This window comes from Vibrio sp. NFR (assembly GCF_027587095.1).
GTDB classification, from domain to species: domain Bacteria; phylum Pseudomonadota; class Gammaproteobacteria; order Enterobacterales; family Vibrionaceae; genus Vibrio; species Vibrio harveyi.
Window position 1 is genome coordinate 36,119 of the sequence record NZ_JAPPTN010000018.1, and the last position, 15,699, is coordinate 51,817.

The window sequence follows — 15,699 nt, forward strand, 5'->3', positions numbered from 1 at the left end:
GAGGGACTATGGCAAAGCCAACGCTTGCTCCTCAATCCCAAGGGCTCGATCCTCGCTTGTATTGTGATTACGCTCGCTTAGTGCGTTTACAAGCACAAGCCGAATCCTTCAGCCTGCTGCCTCACTTAAAAGCGGGCAGTGTGCTTTCTGGGCGGCACAACTCATTATTCCGTGGGCGTGGTTTGAACTTCGAAGAGCTGCGTCATTACCAGCTAGGGGACGACATCCGAAACCTAGATTGGAAAGTCACCATGCGCACAGGCAAGCCCCATGTGCGCAGTTACACCGAAGAAAAAGACCGCAATGTGATTGTTTGCGTTGATCAGCGCAGTGCGATGTTTTTCGCCTCTACCGAGGTCATGAAATCCGTGGTCGCTGCTGAAGTCGCGGCTATGTGTGGTTGGCGAGTATTGAAAGACGGTGATCGAGTGGGATTTGTTATCGCTTCTGACTCCGCTCTATATCACAGCAAAGCCCAGCGTTCACAAAACGATCTGCTTGCACAACTGAAACGACTCTCTCAAGTTAACCAGCGCTTAAATGTGGACTCGATTGATGCAGATAACGTGACGTTCAGTAAATGGATAGAGCTCATCAAACGCATGAAACTAAAACAATCCACATTGATTTTTATTAGTGATTGGCGTGATTGCGAAGAGCACCACCTAGATCACCTTAAGCAGCTTCAACAGCACAACGATGTTCTCGCGGTGATGGTGAGCGACCCTTTAGAGCAGTCGCTTCCCCAAGATTTGGCAAAAGTGAAATGGGTGATAGGTGACGGTCGTTACCAGCTCAACTTAGACAGCAAAGCCAAAGTCGACGCCGCCAGTGCCAGTTTGGTTGAGAAAGCGCAGTTAAAACGTCAATCACTGGCGCAACTAATGGCGATGAAAAAGCTGCCTCATATTGAAATCGATACATCAGGTGACCACATTACTCAATTCCAAAAACTCGTTGGAGGTCGATAAATGACAGACTTACACACGCCTCCAAGCACGTATATTCTGCGTGAGCTGCATGACGTTGCGGTGCCAGAAAGCGTAAGCTGGGTACCACAAACCATTGGTTGGAAGATCCTTGCCGTCATTGGTGCGATTGTACTTATGTATCTGGGTTACCGACTGCTGCACCATTGGTGGGATAACCGCTACCGTAAAGAAGCTATTGAAGCCATTTCTCGTTTGAATCCAGATGACGCGAGTATGCCCAAAGCCCTGTTCTCGATTTTGAAAATTGTATTGATTCATCTCGATAGCCGTCATGCTCGCTTGTTTGACACCGCGTTCCTGCGCAAGTTAGATGAGCTTAACCCTAAGCATAAAATGTTTGATGACGAAGTCTCGAAGCGATGGCTGCAAAGTATCGTTGACCCAAGTGTTGAACTGAAAAAAACAGAGTGTTTACAACTTCTTGAACGCGCCACTAAGTGGGTGAAAGAGCATGATGAGAACGCTCAAAATATTGAAAAGCGCACGCTTGCCTACAAAGCGCGGGCGTTAAAAGGAGGTCGCCATGGGTGATCTTCTTGCTTCATGGCTGGGCATGAGCAGTTTTGAGTTTGAGCATCCGCTTTGTTTCATCATCTTGCCACTGCCTTTGGTGGTGTATTTCCTCGTTCCAGCTTACCGCACCAAACAAATGGCCATCAAAGTGCCGTTTTTTAGTCAGCTTGTGGACGCCATTGGCGAAACGCCATCAGAAGGCGCAAGCCAACTGACTCCGAGCTGGTGGCAGCGTGCGACGCTGATTATTTCTTGGCTTTTGGTTGTGACCGCAATGGCAAAACCGACAGTACTTGGCGAGCCACAGGTGCGTGAAAGTTTAGGGCGTGATGTCATGGTTGTGGTCGATTTGTCTGGCTCAATGGCAGAGCAAGACTTCACGTCCAAAACTGGAGAAAAGATCACTCGCCTTGATGCCGCCAAAGAAGTGTTGAGCGATTTTGCTAAAACACGCAAAGGCGACCGTCTAGGTCTGATCTTGTTTGGCGACGCAGCATTTGTGCAAACTCCGTTCACGCCTGATCAAAAAGTATGGTTAGAGCTGCTTAACCAAACGGATGTGGCGATGGCTGGGCAGAGTACCCACTTAGGTGATGCAATTGGTTTGGCGATTAAGGTGTTTGAGCAAAGCGAACAGTCACGCACCGACGTAGAAGAGAGCAAAGAGAAAGTCGCCATTGTTCTGACAGATGGTAATGATACCGGAAGCTTCGTTGAACCGATTGATGCGGCGAAAGTCGCGAAAGCCAAAGATGTACGTATCCACGTGATTGCAATGGGTGATCCACAAACTGTGGGTGAAACTGCTCTAGATATGAATACAATCAAACGTATTGCCAAAGAATCTGGTGGTGAGGCGTTTGAAGCGCTCAACCGCGATGAACTTGCTAAAGCCTATGATGAGATTGGTAAGTTAGAGCCACAGCTTTATGAAAGCACCACGTATCGCCCCAAGCAAAGCTTGCATCATTATTTAATGGCTTTGGTCGTTGTGATGTACTTGACCGCGTTCACGTTAGCGACATTTAAGCGTCGTCGACTATCAGTGACCAGTGGAGCTTCCACGCAAGCAGAAAACGGAAAAGGAGATCGCCATGTTTGATTCTCCTTTCTCTAGCATGGGACTAGAACAGTTCTTCACACAGTTCCATTTCATTCGTCCAATGTGGCTATTGGCGTTCATCCCAATGTTTCTTTTGCTTTGGTTGAGGTGGCGAGAAGAAGCCAAACCTAGCTGGAAAGACATTCTTCCAGAACACTTACGTAAAGCCTTAACGATTGGTGACTATGGTTGGCGAAAGCAACTGCCGCTCAAGCTACTTATGGTGATAGTGGCGATTGCCATCGTCATCTGTGCCGGCCCTTCGTGGGAGCGCCAAGCTTCTCCATTTGGAGAGGATAAAGCCTCCATGTTGGTGGTGTTGGATAACAACGATTCGATGTTGCAAAAGGACCTTCCGCCAAGCCGTTTGGAGCGCTCTAAGCAAAAGATCCGCGACTTATTGGCAGCAAGAAAAGGAGGCAGTACTGGGCTAGTTGTGTATGCGGGGTCTGCTCATGTTGCGATGCCTGTGACGCAGGACAGTAAAGTATTCGAACCGTTTCTTGCTGCGATAACACCAGAAATCATGCCGGTTGAAGGTAAACTTGCTGAAACGGCGCTGCCTTTGATTGACCGACAATTACAAGACCAACCGGGTTCGACGGTTCTGTTGGTCACGGATGGGGTTAATCCTGCAACTATTACCGCTTACAAAAACTACTTCGCTGACAAGCCTTATCAATTGCTTATCTTGGCTGCGGGTAACTCAGACATTGTTTCTAACAACCCGGTCGATTTGGACTCGTTAAATAATCTTGCCAGCGCGACTGGTGGACGCCTTGTGGAAGTGACGGTAGACAATAGTGACATAGAGAAGCTGAATCGTTTTGTTGAGCGAAACATGCAACTCAATGGTGAATCCTCAATGCCTTGGAAAGACATGGGTTATCAACTGTTGTTCCCAATTGCGCTCATCATGATGCTTTGGTTCCGCAAAGGGTGGTTAGTGCAATGGTGTGTTGTCGCGATGGTGTCAACGTCTTTGTTTATGACGCCAAAAGTCATGGCGGAAACCGTCTCGCTCAAAGCGGATAAGCCCGAAGTGGTGCAAGAAGTAACCGTCTGGGATAAAGCGTCTCAATGGTGGTGGGATTTATGGCTCACGCCAAACCAACAAGGGCAGCGCCTGTTCAACAAAAACGAATACCTTGAGGCAGCAAAGCACTTTACGGATCCGTTGCGAAAAGGGACGGCTTATTACTACGCAGGCGAATACAAACTGGCTCATACGGCTTTCTTGGAGATGCAAAACGATCCATCAGATGTGGTAAAAGACTATGGCTTGTACAACGCTGCGAGTGCGTTGGCGCGTCAACGTGAGTACTTGGCAGCGCGTAATTTATTGCAAACACTGGCAGACAAAGACACCTTGAGCGATCAATTGCGACCAGACGTTGAACATAACCTAAAAGTCATCGGCGGCATTGTTGAAGAGATTAACCGCACCAGTGAAAGCCAAGCGGGGACAACAGATGGACCCGAAGAGTCATTTGAACTGGGTGACAACCCGCAAACGGCAGATGGGGCAGACGAAAAAACCGCTGCTGAATTAATGCTGAAAGAGAAACTCAATGCGAACGAAATCCTTGGCAGCCAAGAACTGGCGGATAAGTGGTTAAAACGCGTAGAGGCCGACCCTAAGTACTTCTTGCGCGCTAAATTCCAAATTCAACTGCGTGAACCCGTGAAAACGGGGCCGAAGCCACAACCGCAACAACAAGAAGAGGAGCAAGCACAATGATGAATGTATTCAAACTTGGCGCTGATTCTATTGTTGCGCGTCTAAGCACTATCTTGATGGTGTTTACTTTGTTTTTTACTGGTTTGGCGAACGCACAAGACATTCAAGACTTGCAGCGCAGCGATAATGTTGAATTGTTAGCATGGGTCGGTAAACAGGGAGCAGGGGCAGATACGAAAGAAGCGCCTAAGTTCAGTGTGAATGAGCAGGTGATCTTGTACATCGAAGTCGCAACGCCTCGTTGGTTCACCGGTGGTACACGCATTGGCAGCGTAGAAATCCCTAACGTGATTGCAAAGCAGCGTAACCAATTAGCAACCAACTATACCGAGCGCAAAGGGGGACAGACTTGGTCTCGTCAGCGTTGGGAAATAACTTTGTATCCGCAAGCCTCGGGTCAGTTTGTGATTCCACCTGTCGCTGTTGGTGTGCAAGTCTCTGCGCCTGATGGTTCGAAGGTCGCTGGTACGCTTTATACGCAGCCAATTAAGTTTGAAGCGTCTATGCCTTCTGGATTGCTCAGTGATGAGTCTGCATGGTTTACTGCGACTAAGGTGAGTGTGGATCAGAAATGGACAACGTCTAACGATGAGCTGAAAGTCGGTGATGCAATCACTCGCACCATTACGATCAATGCACAAGACAGCCTGTCAGTATTGCTTCCAGACTTGTTATCCAATGATTCTACTGCCAGCTATCAAGCCTATCCTCAACCAAACCGCTTAGATGATAAGCAAACGCGTGGCGATTACCAATCGAGTCGCATCGAAGAAAGCGTGTATGTGATCCAACAGGGTGGTGAGTTCACCTTGCCTGAGCATACGTTCCAATGGTGGAATAGCCAGAGTAAACAGCTGGAAACGGTGGTGATTGAGGGTAAGACCTTCAAAGCCAAGCATACATTCAAATCCTTTGTTCGGGCTTATTCTAGCTGGTTGATTGGCTGCGCAGTGACGCTATTTGTTCTCGTTATCGCCGTCTTGAGCATTCACCGTTATTATCGTTCTCGTCCTACGCCTCCTTGGTTAGTGTTCAGACGATTGGTGAAAGCAAACCGATGGGGTGATGTTCGAGCAAGCTTGTATAAGCAGTTGAGAAGCAACACAGGTGGTCTTGAAATGAGTAAAGCCAGTGACTCTGACGTTTGGCAGAAGCGTTCACAGCGCCTACAAGAGGGGCAGGAGGACGCAAGCTTGATGAATGCTCTTTGGAAAGGGATACAAGCGTTGAAGCCAAAACGCTTCAAGTGGGTGATACCTAAAGCCTTGCCACAACTCGATAAGCAGGCAAGCAATAAGAAATAAAAACGAAAAGGACGCTAGTAAAGCGTCCTTTTTTATATCCTTTAATAAACGTCGTGTTGTTATTTTTGCGTGCTACAATGGGCGTGACTAAATAATATATTCTACATATATTTAATTCTTGTCACTTCGACGTTCTGCTTTTGATCTATTTTATATTTGTATTAAACAGGTTTATTAATCAGCTATATATTGAAAATAGTATATTTAAGATTATATAACCAATAAATCACTTTAATTCCTTTCGTGATGGAGTGTCACTTCCATGTGACAAGCTTTTCGTCTTAACCCTGATAAAGACGGCTTATTCAATGTATATTTCATTTTTGATTTGTTCAAATAAAATAACACTTCAAAAATGGAATGATAATTTGCAAGTTTTTCGATTTAGATTATTAAAATTATCGGTGTATATTTCTGGGGAAACGGAAATACGGAGTGATTCCGTTTTGATTTTTAAATATGTGAATAATAATTATCAGATTAAATTTAATTCTGTGTATTAAATTTATCTTAATATAATTCGTCGTCACTAGGCAGCTTTATTTTGTGAAGTTTAATTATCAGAAGTTTTAATTCGATATTATTTTAAAGGGTGATTTATGGAAGCTAATATTCACGACGACCCAATATTGGTGGCAGGCAAGAGGATTCTGATTGCTCAAGCAGCTTTGGGTCTGGTATTCATCGCGTATGAGTACATGCGAAGCGGGACTCTAAGCGCTGAATCAGCAATCACTGGGGTACTGATTGCGATTCTTCCATCTCTGTTTGGCATGGTATTCGCGTCCATTAAATCTAGGGTGAAACCAGAAGAGAGTTTGCGTGACCTCATGCATCTGAGTCGAAATATCAAAGTCATTTACACCATAGTGATGTTTGTTTTGACGTTTCGATTTATGGCTCTTCGCAACATCGTGGTCCTGATAGGCTTTTGTGTGACGATGTTTGGTCACTTCTTAACGCCGCTGTTCAGAGACCGCTTCGAAAGGAAGGCATAAATGGAGACTGTCCAGTCCGCTCATGAATATATTGAGCACCACTTGACCTTTCTCACCGCCGGCGACGGTTGGTTTGGAATTAACCTTGATTCCATGATCATGGTCTGGTTGACGGGGCTCGTTTTCATCCTTTCATTCCGTTATGCGGTGACGAAAGGAACGAAAGGAGTACCAGGACGATTCCAGTGTTTGATCGAGATAATATTTGAGTTCGTCGATGACATTGTAAAAGAAATATTTCAAGCGAAGGACAAGTTAATTGGTCCTTTGGCACTGACAATATTTGTTTGGGTGTTATTAATGAATGCCGTGGATTTGTTACCGATTGATTTAATTCCTGCACTTACTCGTGCTGTAGGGGTTGAACACTTCCGTGACTTACCATCCGCTGACGTCAATATTACGATGTCGATGGCATTAGGCGTATTTATTTTGGTGTTAGGTTATACGTTTAAAAACAAAGGCGTGAAAGGTTTTATTAAAGAGTTAACTACTCAACCATTTTCACATCCGTTGTTATATCCAGTGAACTTAGTTCTTGAATTGGTGACGCTAATTTCTAAACCAATATCTTTAGGTCTTCGATTATTTGGCAATATGTATGCAGGTGAAATGATCTTCATTCTAATTGCATTAATGCCGTGGTGGATGCAATGGGCACTAAGTGTTCCTTGGGCACTGTTCCACATTCTTATTGTTGTTCTTCAAGCATTTATTTTTATGGTACTGACCGTGGTTTATCTCGGCATGGCTGTTGAAGAGCATTAATTTCAAAAATCTTGTTTCTTAATTAAAAAATTCAATTCTAGGAGTTGTTATGGATATCGTTAGCGCAGTTCTTTACGTGGCGGGTGCACTACTGATCGGTCTTGGTGCAGCGGGTGCCGCAGCAGGTATCGGTAACCTTGCAGGTAAATACCTTGAAGGTGTGGCTCGTCAACCTGATTTGACCCCAATGCTTCGTACTCAATTCTTCATCATGATGGGTCTTGTGGACGCGGTGCCAATGATCGGTGTTGGTATCGGCTTGTACATCATCTTCGCTGTAGCGTAATTCGAATTAATAATTTTCATAACGTTATAGAAGAGAGGGTGCTATGAACTTAAATGCCTCAATGTTTGGTCAGGCGATCTCCTTCGTGATTTTCGTTTGGCTGTGCATGAAATATGTCTGGCCACCACTTGTAAAACTGCTTGATGAGCGTCGTGCTGAAATTGCCCAAGGTCTTGAGCAAACAGAAAAAGCAGCACAAGAGTTAGAACTGGCAAAAGCGAACGGTGAAGCGCTGCTGACAGAAGCTCGCTCAAAAGCTCAAGCTATCATCAACCAAGGTAAGCAACGTCAAGAACAGATGGTTGCGGAAGCGGTTGATCTGGCAAATCAAGAGAAAGCGCGCATTGTCGCAGAAGGCAAAGCAGAAGTGGAAAGCGAACGCAGTAAAGTTCGCCAAGAGCTGAAAGATGAAATGGCGGATCTGGTGATTGAAAGTGCCAGCAAGCTGATTAATCGCAATCTGGATAGCTCGGCTAACCGCGACTTGGTGAACCGCTTCATCAACGAAATGTAGGAGGGCACATGTCCGAATTGACAGTAGTAGCTCAACCCTACGCAAAAGCGGCGTTTGATTACGCACGCGACGCAGAATGCTTGGACTATTGGCAACAAATGTTTGCGATTACCCAAGTTGTCTTGGAACAACCTAACACGCTTCTGGTCTTGAATGACCTCGATGAAGACGGTTCTGAACAACCATTCTTGGATCTGATTCTTCATGCTGGTGGTGAATGGTTGAATCAAAACTTCGAGAATTTTCTTCGCATTATGGAAGAGAACAAGCGTCTAAAAGCGCTCAGTGAAGTAAACGTTCAGTTCCAAGAGATGAAAGCGGATTACGAACGAACCATGACAGTAACAGTGCGTGTTTCAGAACCTCTGGATGAGGAACAGATGGTAAGGCTTAATCAAGCGTTAACCGAAAAGTACGGTAAAGCCATCACACTAGAAACACAACTGGATCCATCCCTTGTAGGTGGTGTGGTGATCACAGCAGGGCAGACCGTGTATGACGGCAGTGTCCTCACCAACCTAAGCCGATTGGCGACCAACCTACATGTGTAACGGGGTATAGAAATGCAATTAAATTCAAATGAAATCAGTGAATTAATCAGAGAGCGAATTGTTAACTTCAACCTCGAAAGTGAAGCGAGAAATGAAGGTACTATCGTCTCTGTGAGTGACGGCATCATCACAATTCACGGTCTTGCAGACGTTATGCAAGGCGAGATGCTAGAACTGCCAGATAACCGCTTTGCGTTGGCTCTGAACTTAGAGCGTCATTCAGTTGGTGCTGTTGTGATGGGCCCATATGCGGACTTGTCAGAAGGGATGAAAGTAAAAGGCACCGGTCGTATTCTCGAAGTGCCAGTCGGTAACGGTCTGCTAGGTCGTGTAGTGAACACGCTAGGTCAACCAATCGATGGTAAAGGCGCAGTGTCATTCGATCGTATGGACCCTGTAGAGGTCATTGCCCCTGGTGTTATCGACCGTAAATCTGTCGACCAACCAATCCAAACCGGTTACAAAGCGGTAGATTCCATGGTGCCAATTGGTCGTGGTCAACGTGAGTTGATCATCGGTGACCGTCAGACAGGTAAAACCGCGATGGCGATTGATGCCATCATCAACCAAAAAGAACTGGGCGTTAAATGTATTTACGTCGCAATTGGTCAAAAAGCATCGACGATTGCCAACGTGGTTCGCAAGCTAGAAGAACACGGTGCACTAGAAAACACCATTGTGGTGGTTGCGTCAGCATCAGAAGCGGCAGCACTGCAATACCTAGCGCCATACGCAGGTTGTACCATGGGCGAATACTTCCGTGACCGTGGTGAAGATGCGTTGATCGTATACGATGATCTATCAAAACAAGCGGTGGCTTACCGTCAAATCTCGCTACTTCTAAAACGTCCACCAGGTCGTGAAGCCTTCCCGGGTGATGTTTTCTACCTCCACTCACGCCTTCTAGAACGTGCAGCACGTGTTAACGAAGAATACGTTGAGCGATTCACTAACGGTGAAGTGAAAGGCAAAACCGGTTCTCTAACCGCACTGCCAATCATCGAAACCCAAGCGGGTGATGTATCAGCATTCGTACCAACCAACGTAATCTCGATTACCGATGGTCAAATCTTCCTACAGACTCAGCTATTCAACTCAGGCTTACGTCCAGCGGTTGACCCAGGTATTTCGGTATCTCGTGTAGGTGGTGCAGCGCAAACCAAAGTGATCAAGAAGCTGTCGGGGGGTATTCGTACCGCGTTGGCGCAATACCGTGAATTGGCAGCATTTGCTCAGTTCTCTTCTGACCTAGATGAAGCGACACGTCGTCAGCTTGACCACGGTGAGAAAGTAACGGAACTCATGAAGCAAAAGCAGTACGCACCAATGACCGTTGCTGAGCAAGCACTGGCGATCTTTGCAGCAGAGAAGGGTTACCTCACTGATGTGGCGTTAAACCAAATCTCTCGCTTTGAAGATGAGTTGATGGCATTTGGTCGTACAAACGCGCAGCCGCTACTGGACAAGATCAACCAATCCGGTGATTACAACGACGAGATCGAGAGTGAGCTACACAGCTTGCTGAAAGAGTTCACTGCGCTGCAATCGTAGGACCACTAACAGGAGTCCGTTATGGCAAATACCAAAGAGATTCGCACCAAAATTGCTAGCGTGAGTAGCACGCAAAAGATTACGAGTGCGATGCAAATGGTCGCCGCCAGCAAGATGCGCAAAGTGCAGGAGAACATGCAGGCGTCCCGTCCTTACGCGGAGAACATGCGTAAGGTTATCGGTCACGTCTCGTCCGGTACGCTGGAGTACAGCCATCCTTTCCTTCAAGAACGCGAAGTGAAGCGAGTGGCTTACATCATCATCTCATCCGATCGAGGTTTGTGTGGTGGCCTGAACAGTAATTTGTTCAAAAAAGTATTGGCAGAAATGCAGGACTGGCAAGAGAAGGGCGTTGAAGTAGATACGACGCTCATTGGTTCGAAAGCAATCAGCTTTTTCCAGTCCCTCGGGAAAGTAATGGCACAGACTTCTGGGCTTGGTGATGCACCAAAACTGGAAGATATGTTGGGTGCGGTTAACGCCATGATGGAGCACTACTCCGAAGGCAAAATCGACCGCTTGTTCCTCGTTTACAACCAGTTTGTAAACACCATGGTGCAAAAACCAACGGTATTGCAGATGTTGCCGTTCCCTAAAGAAGACATTTCACGTGATAAAGAGGCTCGTTGGGATTACCTCTACGAGCAGTCTCCTCAAGACATTCTCAACCACCTGATTCAACGCTATGTGGAATCACTGGTTTATCAGGGGGTGGTTGAGAGTATCGCTTGTGAACAAGCCGCGCGGATGATGGCAATGTCTGCCGCGACTGATAACGCAGCGCAACTGATTGAAGACCTGCAACTGGTTTACAACAAAGCGCGTCAAGCGGCGATTACTCAAGAGTTGAGTGAAATTGTATCCGGCGCACAAGCGGTTTAGAGAGAGAATTTGAGGTTTAAATTATGAGTATTGGCAAAATCGTCAAAGTCATCGGTGCGGTGGTCGACGTCGAGTTCGAACAAGGCAAAGGCCCGAAAGTTTACGATGCACTGAAAATCAACGATGGCAGCGATGGCTCACTGATGTTGGAAGTCCAGCAACAGTTGGGCGGCGGTGTGGTTCGCTGTATCGCAATGGGTTCTTCGGATGGTCTTAAACGTGGCCTAGAAGTGGAATCTACGGGCAACCCAATCACGGTACCAGTGGGTGAAGAAACCCTAGGTCGTATCATGAACGTGTTGGGTCATCCAATCGATGAATGTGGTCCAATCGGTGAGCAAGTGTCTTACGAGATCCACCGTGATGCCCCAAGCTATGAAGAGCAATCTAACAGCACTGCGCTACTAGAAACCGGCGTTAAAGTTATCGACTTGATTTGTCCGTTCGCGAAGGGCGGTAAGATCGGTTTGTTCGGTGGTGCGGGTGTAGGTAAGACGGTAAACATGATGGAGCTTATCAATAACATTGCTAAAGCTCACTCAGGTTTGTCGGTATTTACCGGTGTAGGTGAACGTACTCGTGAGGGTAACGATTTCTACTACGAAATGAAGGAAGCAGGTGTTCTCGACAAAGTAGCCATGGTTTACGGTCAGATGAACGAGCCACCGGGTAACCGTCTACGTGTTGCGCTAACGGGCTTGACCATCGCAGAGCGTTTCCGTGATGAAGGTCGTGACGTACTGCTATTCGTGGATAACATTTACCGTTACACATTGGCAGGTACTGAGGTATCGGCGTTGCTTGGTCGTATGCCATCTGCGGTAGGTTACCAACCAACACTGGCAGAAGAGATGGGTGTGCTGCAAGAGCGTATCACGTCGACTAAAAATGGTTCTATCACGTCTATCCAAGCGGTTTACGTACCAGCGGATGACTTGACTGACCCATCACCAGCAACCACGTTTGCGCACTTGGATGCGACGGTCGTTCTATCTCGTAACATCGCTGCTTTGGGTCTGTACCCAGCGATTGACCCATTGGATTCGACATCACGTCAGCTTGACCCTCAAGTGGTTGGTCAAGAGCACTACGATGTGGCGCGTAAAGTTCAGCAAACGCTGCAACGTTATAAAGAGCTAAAAGACATCATCGCTATCCTGGGTATGGATGAGTTGTCTGAAGAAGATAAGCGCTTGGTATCTCGTGCTCGTAAAGTTGAACGTTTCCTAACTCAGCCTTACCACGTAGCAGAAGTGTTTACGGGTCAACCGGGTGTATTCGTTCCACTAAAAGACACCATTGCAGGCTTTAAAGCGCTGCTTGATGGTCAGTACGATGACATCCCAGAGCAGGCATTTATGTACTGCGGCAACATCGACGAAGTGCTTGAAAAAGCGAAAAAACTGTAAAGCGCGGGAGGCAATATGGCCATAGCGGTTTCACAAAATACGTTTCAACTGAATGTGGTAAGTGCGGAGGGCACTCTTTACTCAGGTCCGGCACATGCTATCGCGGTAGCGGGTGCGGATGGTGAGTTAGGTATTCGTCCGGGTCACTCACCGCTTATCAGTAAAATCAAGCCGGGCGTTGCTCGTATTACTGGTGACTTGTCCAAGCCTGAAGAGATCCTGTATGTCTCTGGTGGTTTGGTCGAAGTCCAACCTGATGTGGTTACTGTATTAGCGGATACTGCGCTTCACGGTAAAGACATCGACAAAGCAAGGGCTGAAGAAGCTCGTAGAGCGGCGGAAGAAAACATTCGTGCTCATGTAGACGATATCAGCTTTGCACAGGCACACATGGAGTTGAACAAAGCATTGGCTCAGCTTCGTGCAGTTGAACTAACGATGAGAATTCGTTAGTCAACACTTCGGAATGCGGTCTGAAGGGTAACCAAACGGGGCAACTACGGTTTGCCCCGTTTTTTTATTTTTTATGGGGATTAGGTTTAGCAATGAGTCGTTTGTTGAGATAAAACGTATCAGTATTGCAAACACTTTTATATAGCGAGGAAAGCATGCTGGCGTTAGAATCCATCACCCAAATTCTGAATAACGAGTATCAAATTCAAATGAACCAACAATTTATGCTTCGTGCGTTGGAAGTATCACGCAACGCGCTGCCTGCCTGTCAGCCAAACCCGCCTGTCGGATGTGTGCTGGTCAAAAACGGTGAAATCGTATCAGAAGGGCACACACAAGCGATTGGTGGTAATCATGCAGAAGTGGAAGCCCTAAACGCATACAACGGAGACCTAAGTGACGTCACCGCGTACGTAACACTAGAGCCATGTTCATTTGTGGGTCGCACGCCAGCTTGCGCTAAAACCTTAGTGACTTGTGGTATCAGAAAAGTAGTGGTTGCTATGCTTGATCCTGATCCCCGTAATGCTGGTCGCGGTATCGAAATCCTAAAAGAAGGTGGCGTTGAAGTAGAAGTTGGCTTATGCGGTGAAGAGGCGAGTGCATTCTTGACCCCTTACCTAGGAAAATCCTGAGTGATTTTCAGAATATTCTTCGTCAATGCGAGGTTAAAACTCGCGAAAACATGCATAGACGCTCAAATCTAGAGTTCTGAGTCGTTAACTATCATACTGTTAGCTAAAATAAGGTCATGTCCTGTTTTATGTTTGCAAAATGAAGAGCACCGACTTAAACCTTATCCCCATTTTTGTGGCGATTTATGAAGAGCAGAACCTGTCTAAGGCTGCTGCTCGTCTTGATATCAGCCAACCTGCGGTGAGCAAAGCACTCGCTCGTTTGCGTGACATTTATGATGAGCCACTGTTCCACCGCAGCACATCGGGTGTCGAGCCGACCAGTTTTGCTATGGATATTTATCCTGCGATGGTCGCTGCGCTGAAAAACTTTACTTCTACCTTATCCGCCTCGAGCAGTTTTGATCCTAAAGTATCCAATCGTATTTTTTCCATCGCCTGCGTCTCAGTTGCCAGTTATGAGTTAATGCCGCAGCTCCTGCGCCAAATCCGTAAAAACGCGCCGAGTGTCGGTTTGGAAGTGCATCCTTTGTTCACGGAAGATTACGAAAGCGATCTGCGTTTACAACGATATGATTTGATTATCGATATGCCACCGCGTGGTCGTACTGTCCTCAAAGTAGAGCCTGTGTTTTCCGAGCGTTTGATGGTGGTGTGCAGTGCCGAGCATCCACGAATTCATGACTCTTGTTCTGTAGAACAATTTTTGGCGGAAGAGCACGTCGTGGTTTCGCGTTGGCATGCGCGTAAAAGTTTGATGAATGAGGAAGATATTGCAGACCTAGCGCAAAGGAATATCGTGTATCGCGCATCTGGTGCAATGGAAATGCTGCCAGTCATTAATGGTAGTGAATACATCGGTATGCTGCCGTTGTCGACCATTCAACACTTTTCAAAAACGTATAATATTAAAGCTGTCCCGCTTCCTTTTAGTGACAAAATTCATGACCTTTGTGCAATCTGGCATTCTAGTCGTCACAATGAAAGTGCGCATCAATGGTTGAGAGCTCAACTCAAGCAAGCAGGGAAAGCAATCGAAGAGTAAAGGGCCAGTATGAAGACAATACGAGCCATTCTAAACGGTAAGAAAGCCGGAACGCCTGAGCTTCGCAGTGAGATCATGCGAATGCGAGAACAAGGTGTGGATCTGCAAGTTCGGGTCACTTGGGAATCACAAGACATGACTCGTTTAGTGAGTGAAGCGGTCAATCAAGGAATGAAACGTATTGTTGTTGCTGGTGGCGATGGCACCGTTAACGAAGCGGTAACGGCTTTGAATCAGATTGAGGCGAACGTTCGTCCAGAATTGGCCATTATCCCAATGGGTACGGCGAATGACTTCGCGACTGCTACGAAAATCCCAATCATGATTCGAGAAGCCATCGAACTTGCCGTCAATGGTGACGCTGTTGCGGTAGACTGCGTTCAAGCTAATGATCGCTATTTTATGAACATTGCTGCAGCTGGCTTTGGAGCAGAAATTACCGCTGAAACACCAGTTGAACTGAAAAACTTTCTGGGTGGTGGTGCCTACACATTAACCGGTCTAGTGAAGGCGCTTGGCTTTAAACCTTATGATGGCTCCCTCACAATTGAGCAGGGTAGTTATCAAGGGGAGATCTTGGTTGGGGCGTTTTGTAATAGTCGCCTTGCGGGAGGAGGTCAAGAGCTTGCGCCAAATGCATTGATAGATGATGGCTTAATGGACATTACTTTGGTGCATCCATTCTTGCCCCATGAGCTACCTCAGGTCATTGATGAAATTCAAAATCCAACTGAGACTGGGCAGTTTGTTAAGCATACTCAGGCGAGTTGGTTGGAGATCGATTTCCCTAAAGCACTGCCTTTAAATCTTGATGGTGAGCCTTATCGTTCCCGTAAAATTCGATTTGATGTTAGATCTAAAAGTATTCGCTTGGTCCTACCGCCTAATTGCCCATGCTTGAGCGTTTGTTAAGAGACGCACAAAAGCCACCCAATGCGGTGGCTTTGTACTTAAC

Annotated in this window: 17 protein-coding genes; all 17 read left to right on the forward strand. The window is 46.6% G+C overall.

Annotated elements, in window-relative coordinates; translation table 11 throughout:
* Positions 1 to 8: 8 nt before the first annotated feature.
* Positions 9 to 971, forward strand: a complete 963-nt coding sequence (locus tag OH463_RS23990; protein WP_029789907.1) for a DUF58 domain-containing protein — start codon at positions 9 to 11, stop codon at positions 969 to 971.
* On the forward strand, positions 972 to 1,523 hold the full coding sequence (locus OH463_RS23995) for a DUF4381 domain-containing protein (RefSeq protein WP_009700215.1): 552 nt from the start codon (positions 972 to 974) through the stop codon (positions 1,521 to 1,523).
* Positions 1,516 to 2,607, forward strand: coding sequence for a vWA domain-containing protein (locus OH463_RS24000; protein WP_269992892.1), 1,092 nt, complete (start codon positions 1,516 to 1,518; stop codon positions 2,605 to 2,607). The genes OH463_RS23995 and OH463_RS24000 overlap by 8 nt, the downstream gene beginning before the upstream one ends.
* Positions 2,600 to 4,348, forward strand: coding sequence for a vWA domain-containing protein (locus tag OH463_RS24005; protein ID WP_269992895.1), 1,749 nt, complete (start codon positions 2,600 to 2,602; stop codon positions 4,346 to 4,348). Before OH463_RS24000 ends, OH463_RS24005 begins: the two co-directional genes overlap by 8 nt.
* Positions 4,345 to 5,652, forward strand: coding sequence for a BatD family protein (locus tag OH463_RS24010; protein ID WP_269992897.1), 1,308 nt, complete (start codon positions 4,345 to 4,347; stop codon positions 5,650 to 5,652). The genes OH463_RS24005 and OH463_RS24010 overlap by 4 nt, the downstream gene beginning before the upstream one ends.
* Positions 5,653 to 6,251: 599 nt before the next feature.
* Complete coding sequence (locus tag OH463_RS24015; RefSeq protein ID WP_005447171.1) at positions 6,252 to 6,650, forward strand: ATP synthase subunit I; 399 nt, start codon at positions 6,252 to 6,254, stop codon at positions 6,648 to 6,650.
* Complete coding sequence (gene atpB, locus OH463_RS24020) at positions 6,651 to 7,418, forward strand: F0F1 ATP synthase subunit A (RefSeq protein WP_005533315.1); 768 nt, start codon at positions 6,651 to 6,653, stop codon at positions 7,416 to 7,418. It begins immediately after the preceding gene.
* A 49-nt stretch (positions 7,419 to 7,467) separates the two neighbouring features.
* Positions 7,468 to 7,704 (forward strand): F0F1 ATP synthase subunit C, encoded by a 237-nt coding sequence (atpE, locus tag OH463_RS24025; protein ID WP_004727739.1) that lies wholly within the window; start codon positions 7,468 to 7,470, stop codon positions 7,702 to 7,704.
* 43 nt (positions 7,705 to 7,747) lie between these two features.
* Entirely contained in the window at positions 7,748 to 8,218 is a 471-nt protein-coding gene (locus OH463_RS24030; protein ID WP_005431830.1) for a F0F1 ATP synthase subunit B, read from the forward strand.
* Positions 8,219 to 8,226: 8 nt separating this feature from the next.
* Positions 8,227 to 8,769, forward strand: coding sequence for a F0F1 ATP synthase subunit delta (locus OH463_RS24035; protein WP_269992899.1), 543 nt, complete (start codon positions 8,227 to 8,229; stop codon positions 8,767 to 8,769).
* Between the two features lie 12 nt (positions 8,770 to 8,781).
* Complete coding sequence (gene atpA, locus OH463_RS24040) at positions 8,782 to 10,320, forward strand: F0F1 ATP synthase subunit alpha (protein ID WP_009699258.1); 1,539 nt, start codon at positions 8,782 to 8,784, stop codon at positions 10,318 to 10,320.
* A gap of 21 nt (positions 10,321 to 10,341) precedes the next feature.
* Positions 10,342 to 11,202, forward strand: coding sequence for a F0F1 ATP synthase subunit gamma (gene atpG / locus OH463_RS24045; protein WP_005431811.1), 861 nt, complete (start codon positions 10,342 to 10,344; stop codon positions 11,200 to 11,202).
* Positions 11,203 to 11,225: 23 nt separating this feature from the next.
* Positions 11,226 to 12,611, forward strand: coding sequence for a F0F1 ATP synthase subunit beta (atpD, locus tag OH463_RS24050; RefSeq protein WP_005431749.1), 1,386 nt, complete (start codon positions 11,226 to 11,228; stop codon positions 12,609 to 12,611).
* A 15-nt stretch (positions 12,612 to 12,626) separates the two neighbouring features.
* Entirely contained in the window at positions 12,627 to 13,064 is a 438-nt protein-coding gene (locus OH463_RS24055; RefSeq protein WP_005431788.1) for a F0F1 ATP synthase subunit epsilon, read from the forward strand.
* A gap of 209 nt (positions 13,065 to 13,273) precedes the next feature.
* Entirely contained in the window at positions 13,274 to 13,699 is a 426-nt protein-coding gene (locus OH463_RS24060) for a bifunctional diaminohydroxyphosphoribosylaminopyrimidine deaminase/5-amino-6-(5-phosphoribosylamino)uracil reductase RibD (protein WP_009697242.1), read from the forward strand.
* A gap of 139 nt (positions 13,700 to 13,838) precedes the next feature.
* Positions 13,839 to 14,744, forward strand: a complete 906-nt coding sequence (locus tag OH463_RS24065) for a LysR family transcriptional regulator (protein ID WP_017188901.1) — start codon at positions 13,839 to 13,841, stop codon at positions 14,742 to 14,744.
* Positions 14,745 to 14,753: 9 nt separating this feature from the next.
* Complete coding sequence (gene yegS, locus OH463_RS24070) at positions 14,754 to 15,656, forward strand: lipid kinase YegS (RefSeq protein ID WP_050925339.1); 903 nt, start codon at positions 14,754 to 14,756, stop codon at positions 15,654 to 15,656.
* Positions 15,657 to 15,699 lie beyond the last annotated feature (43 nt).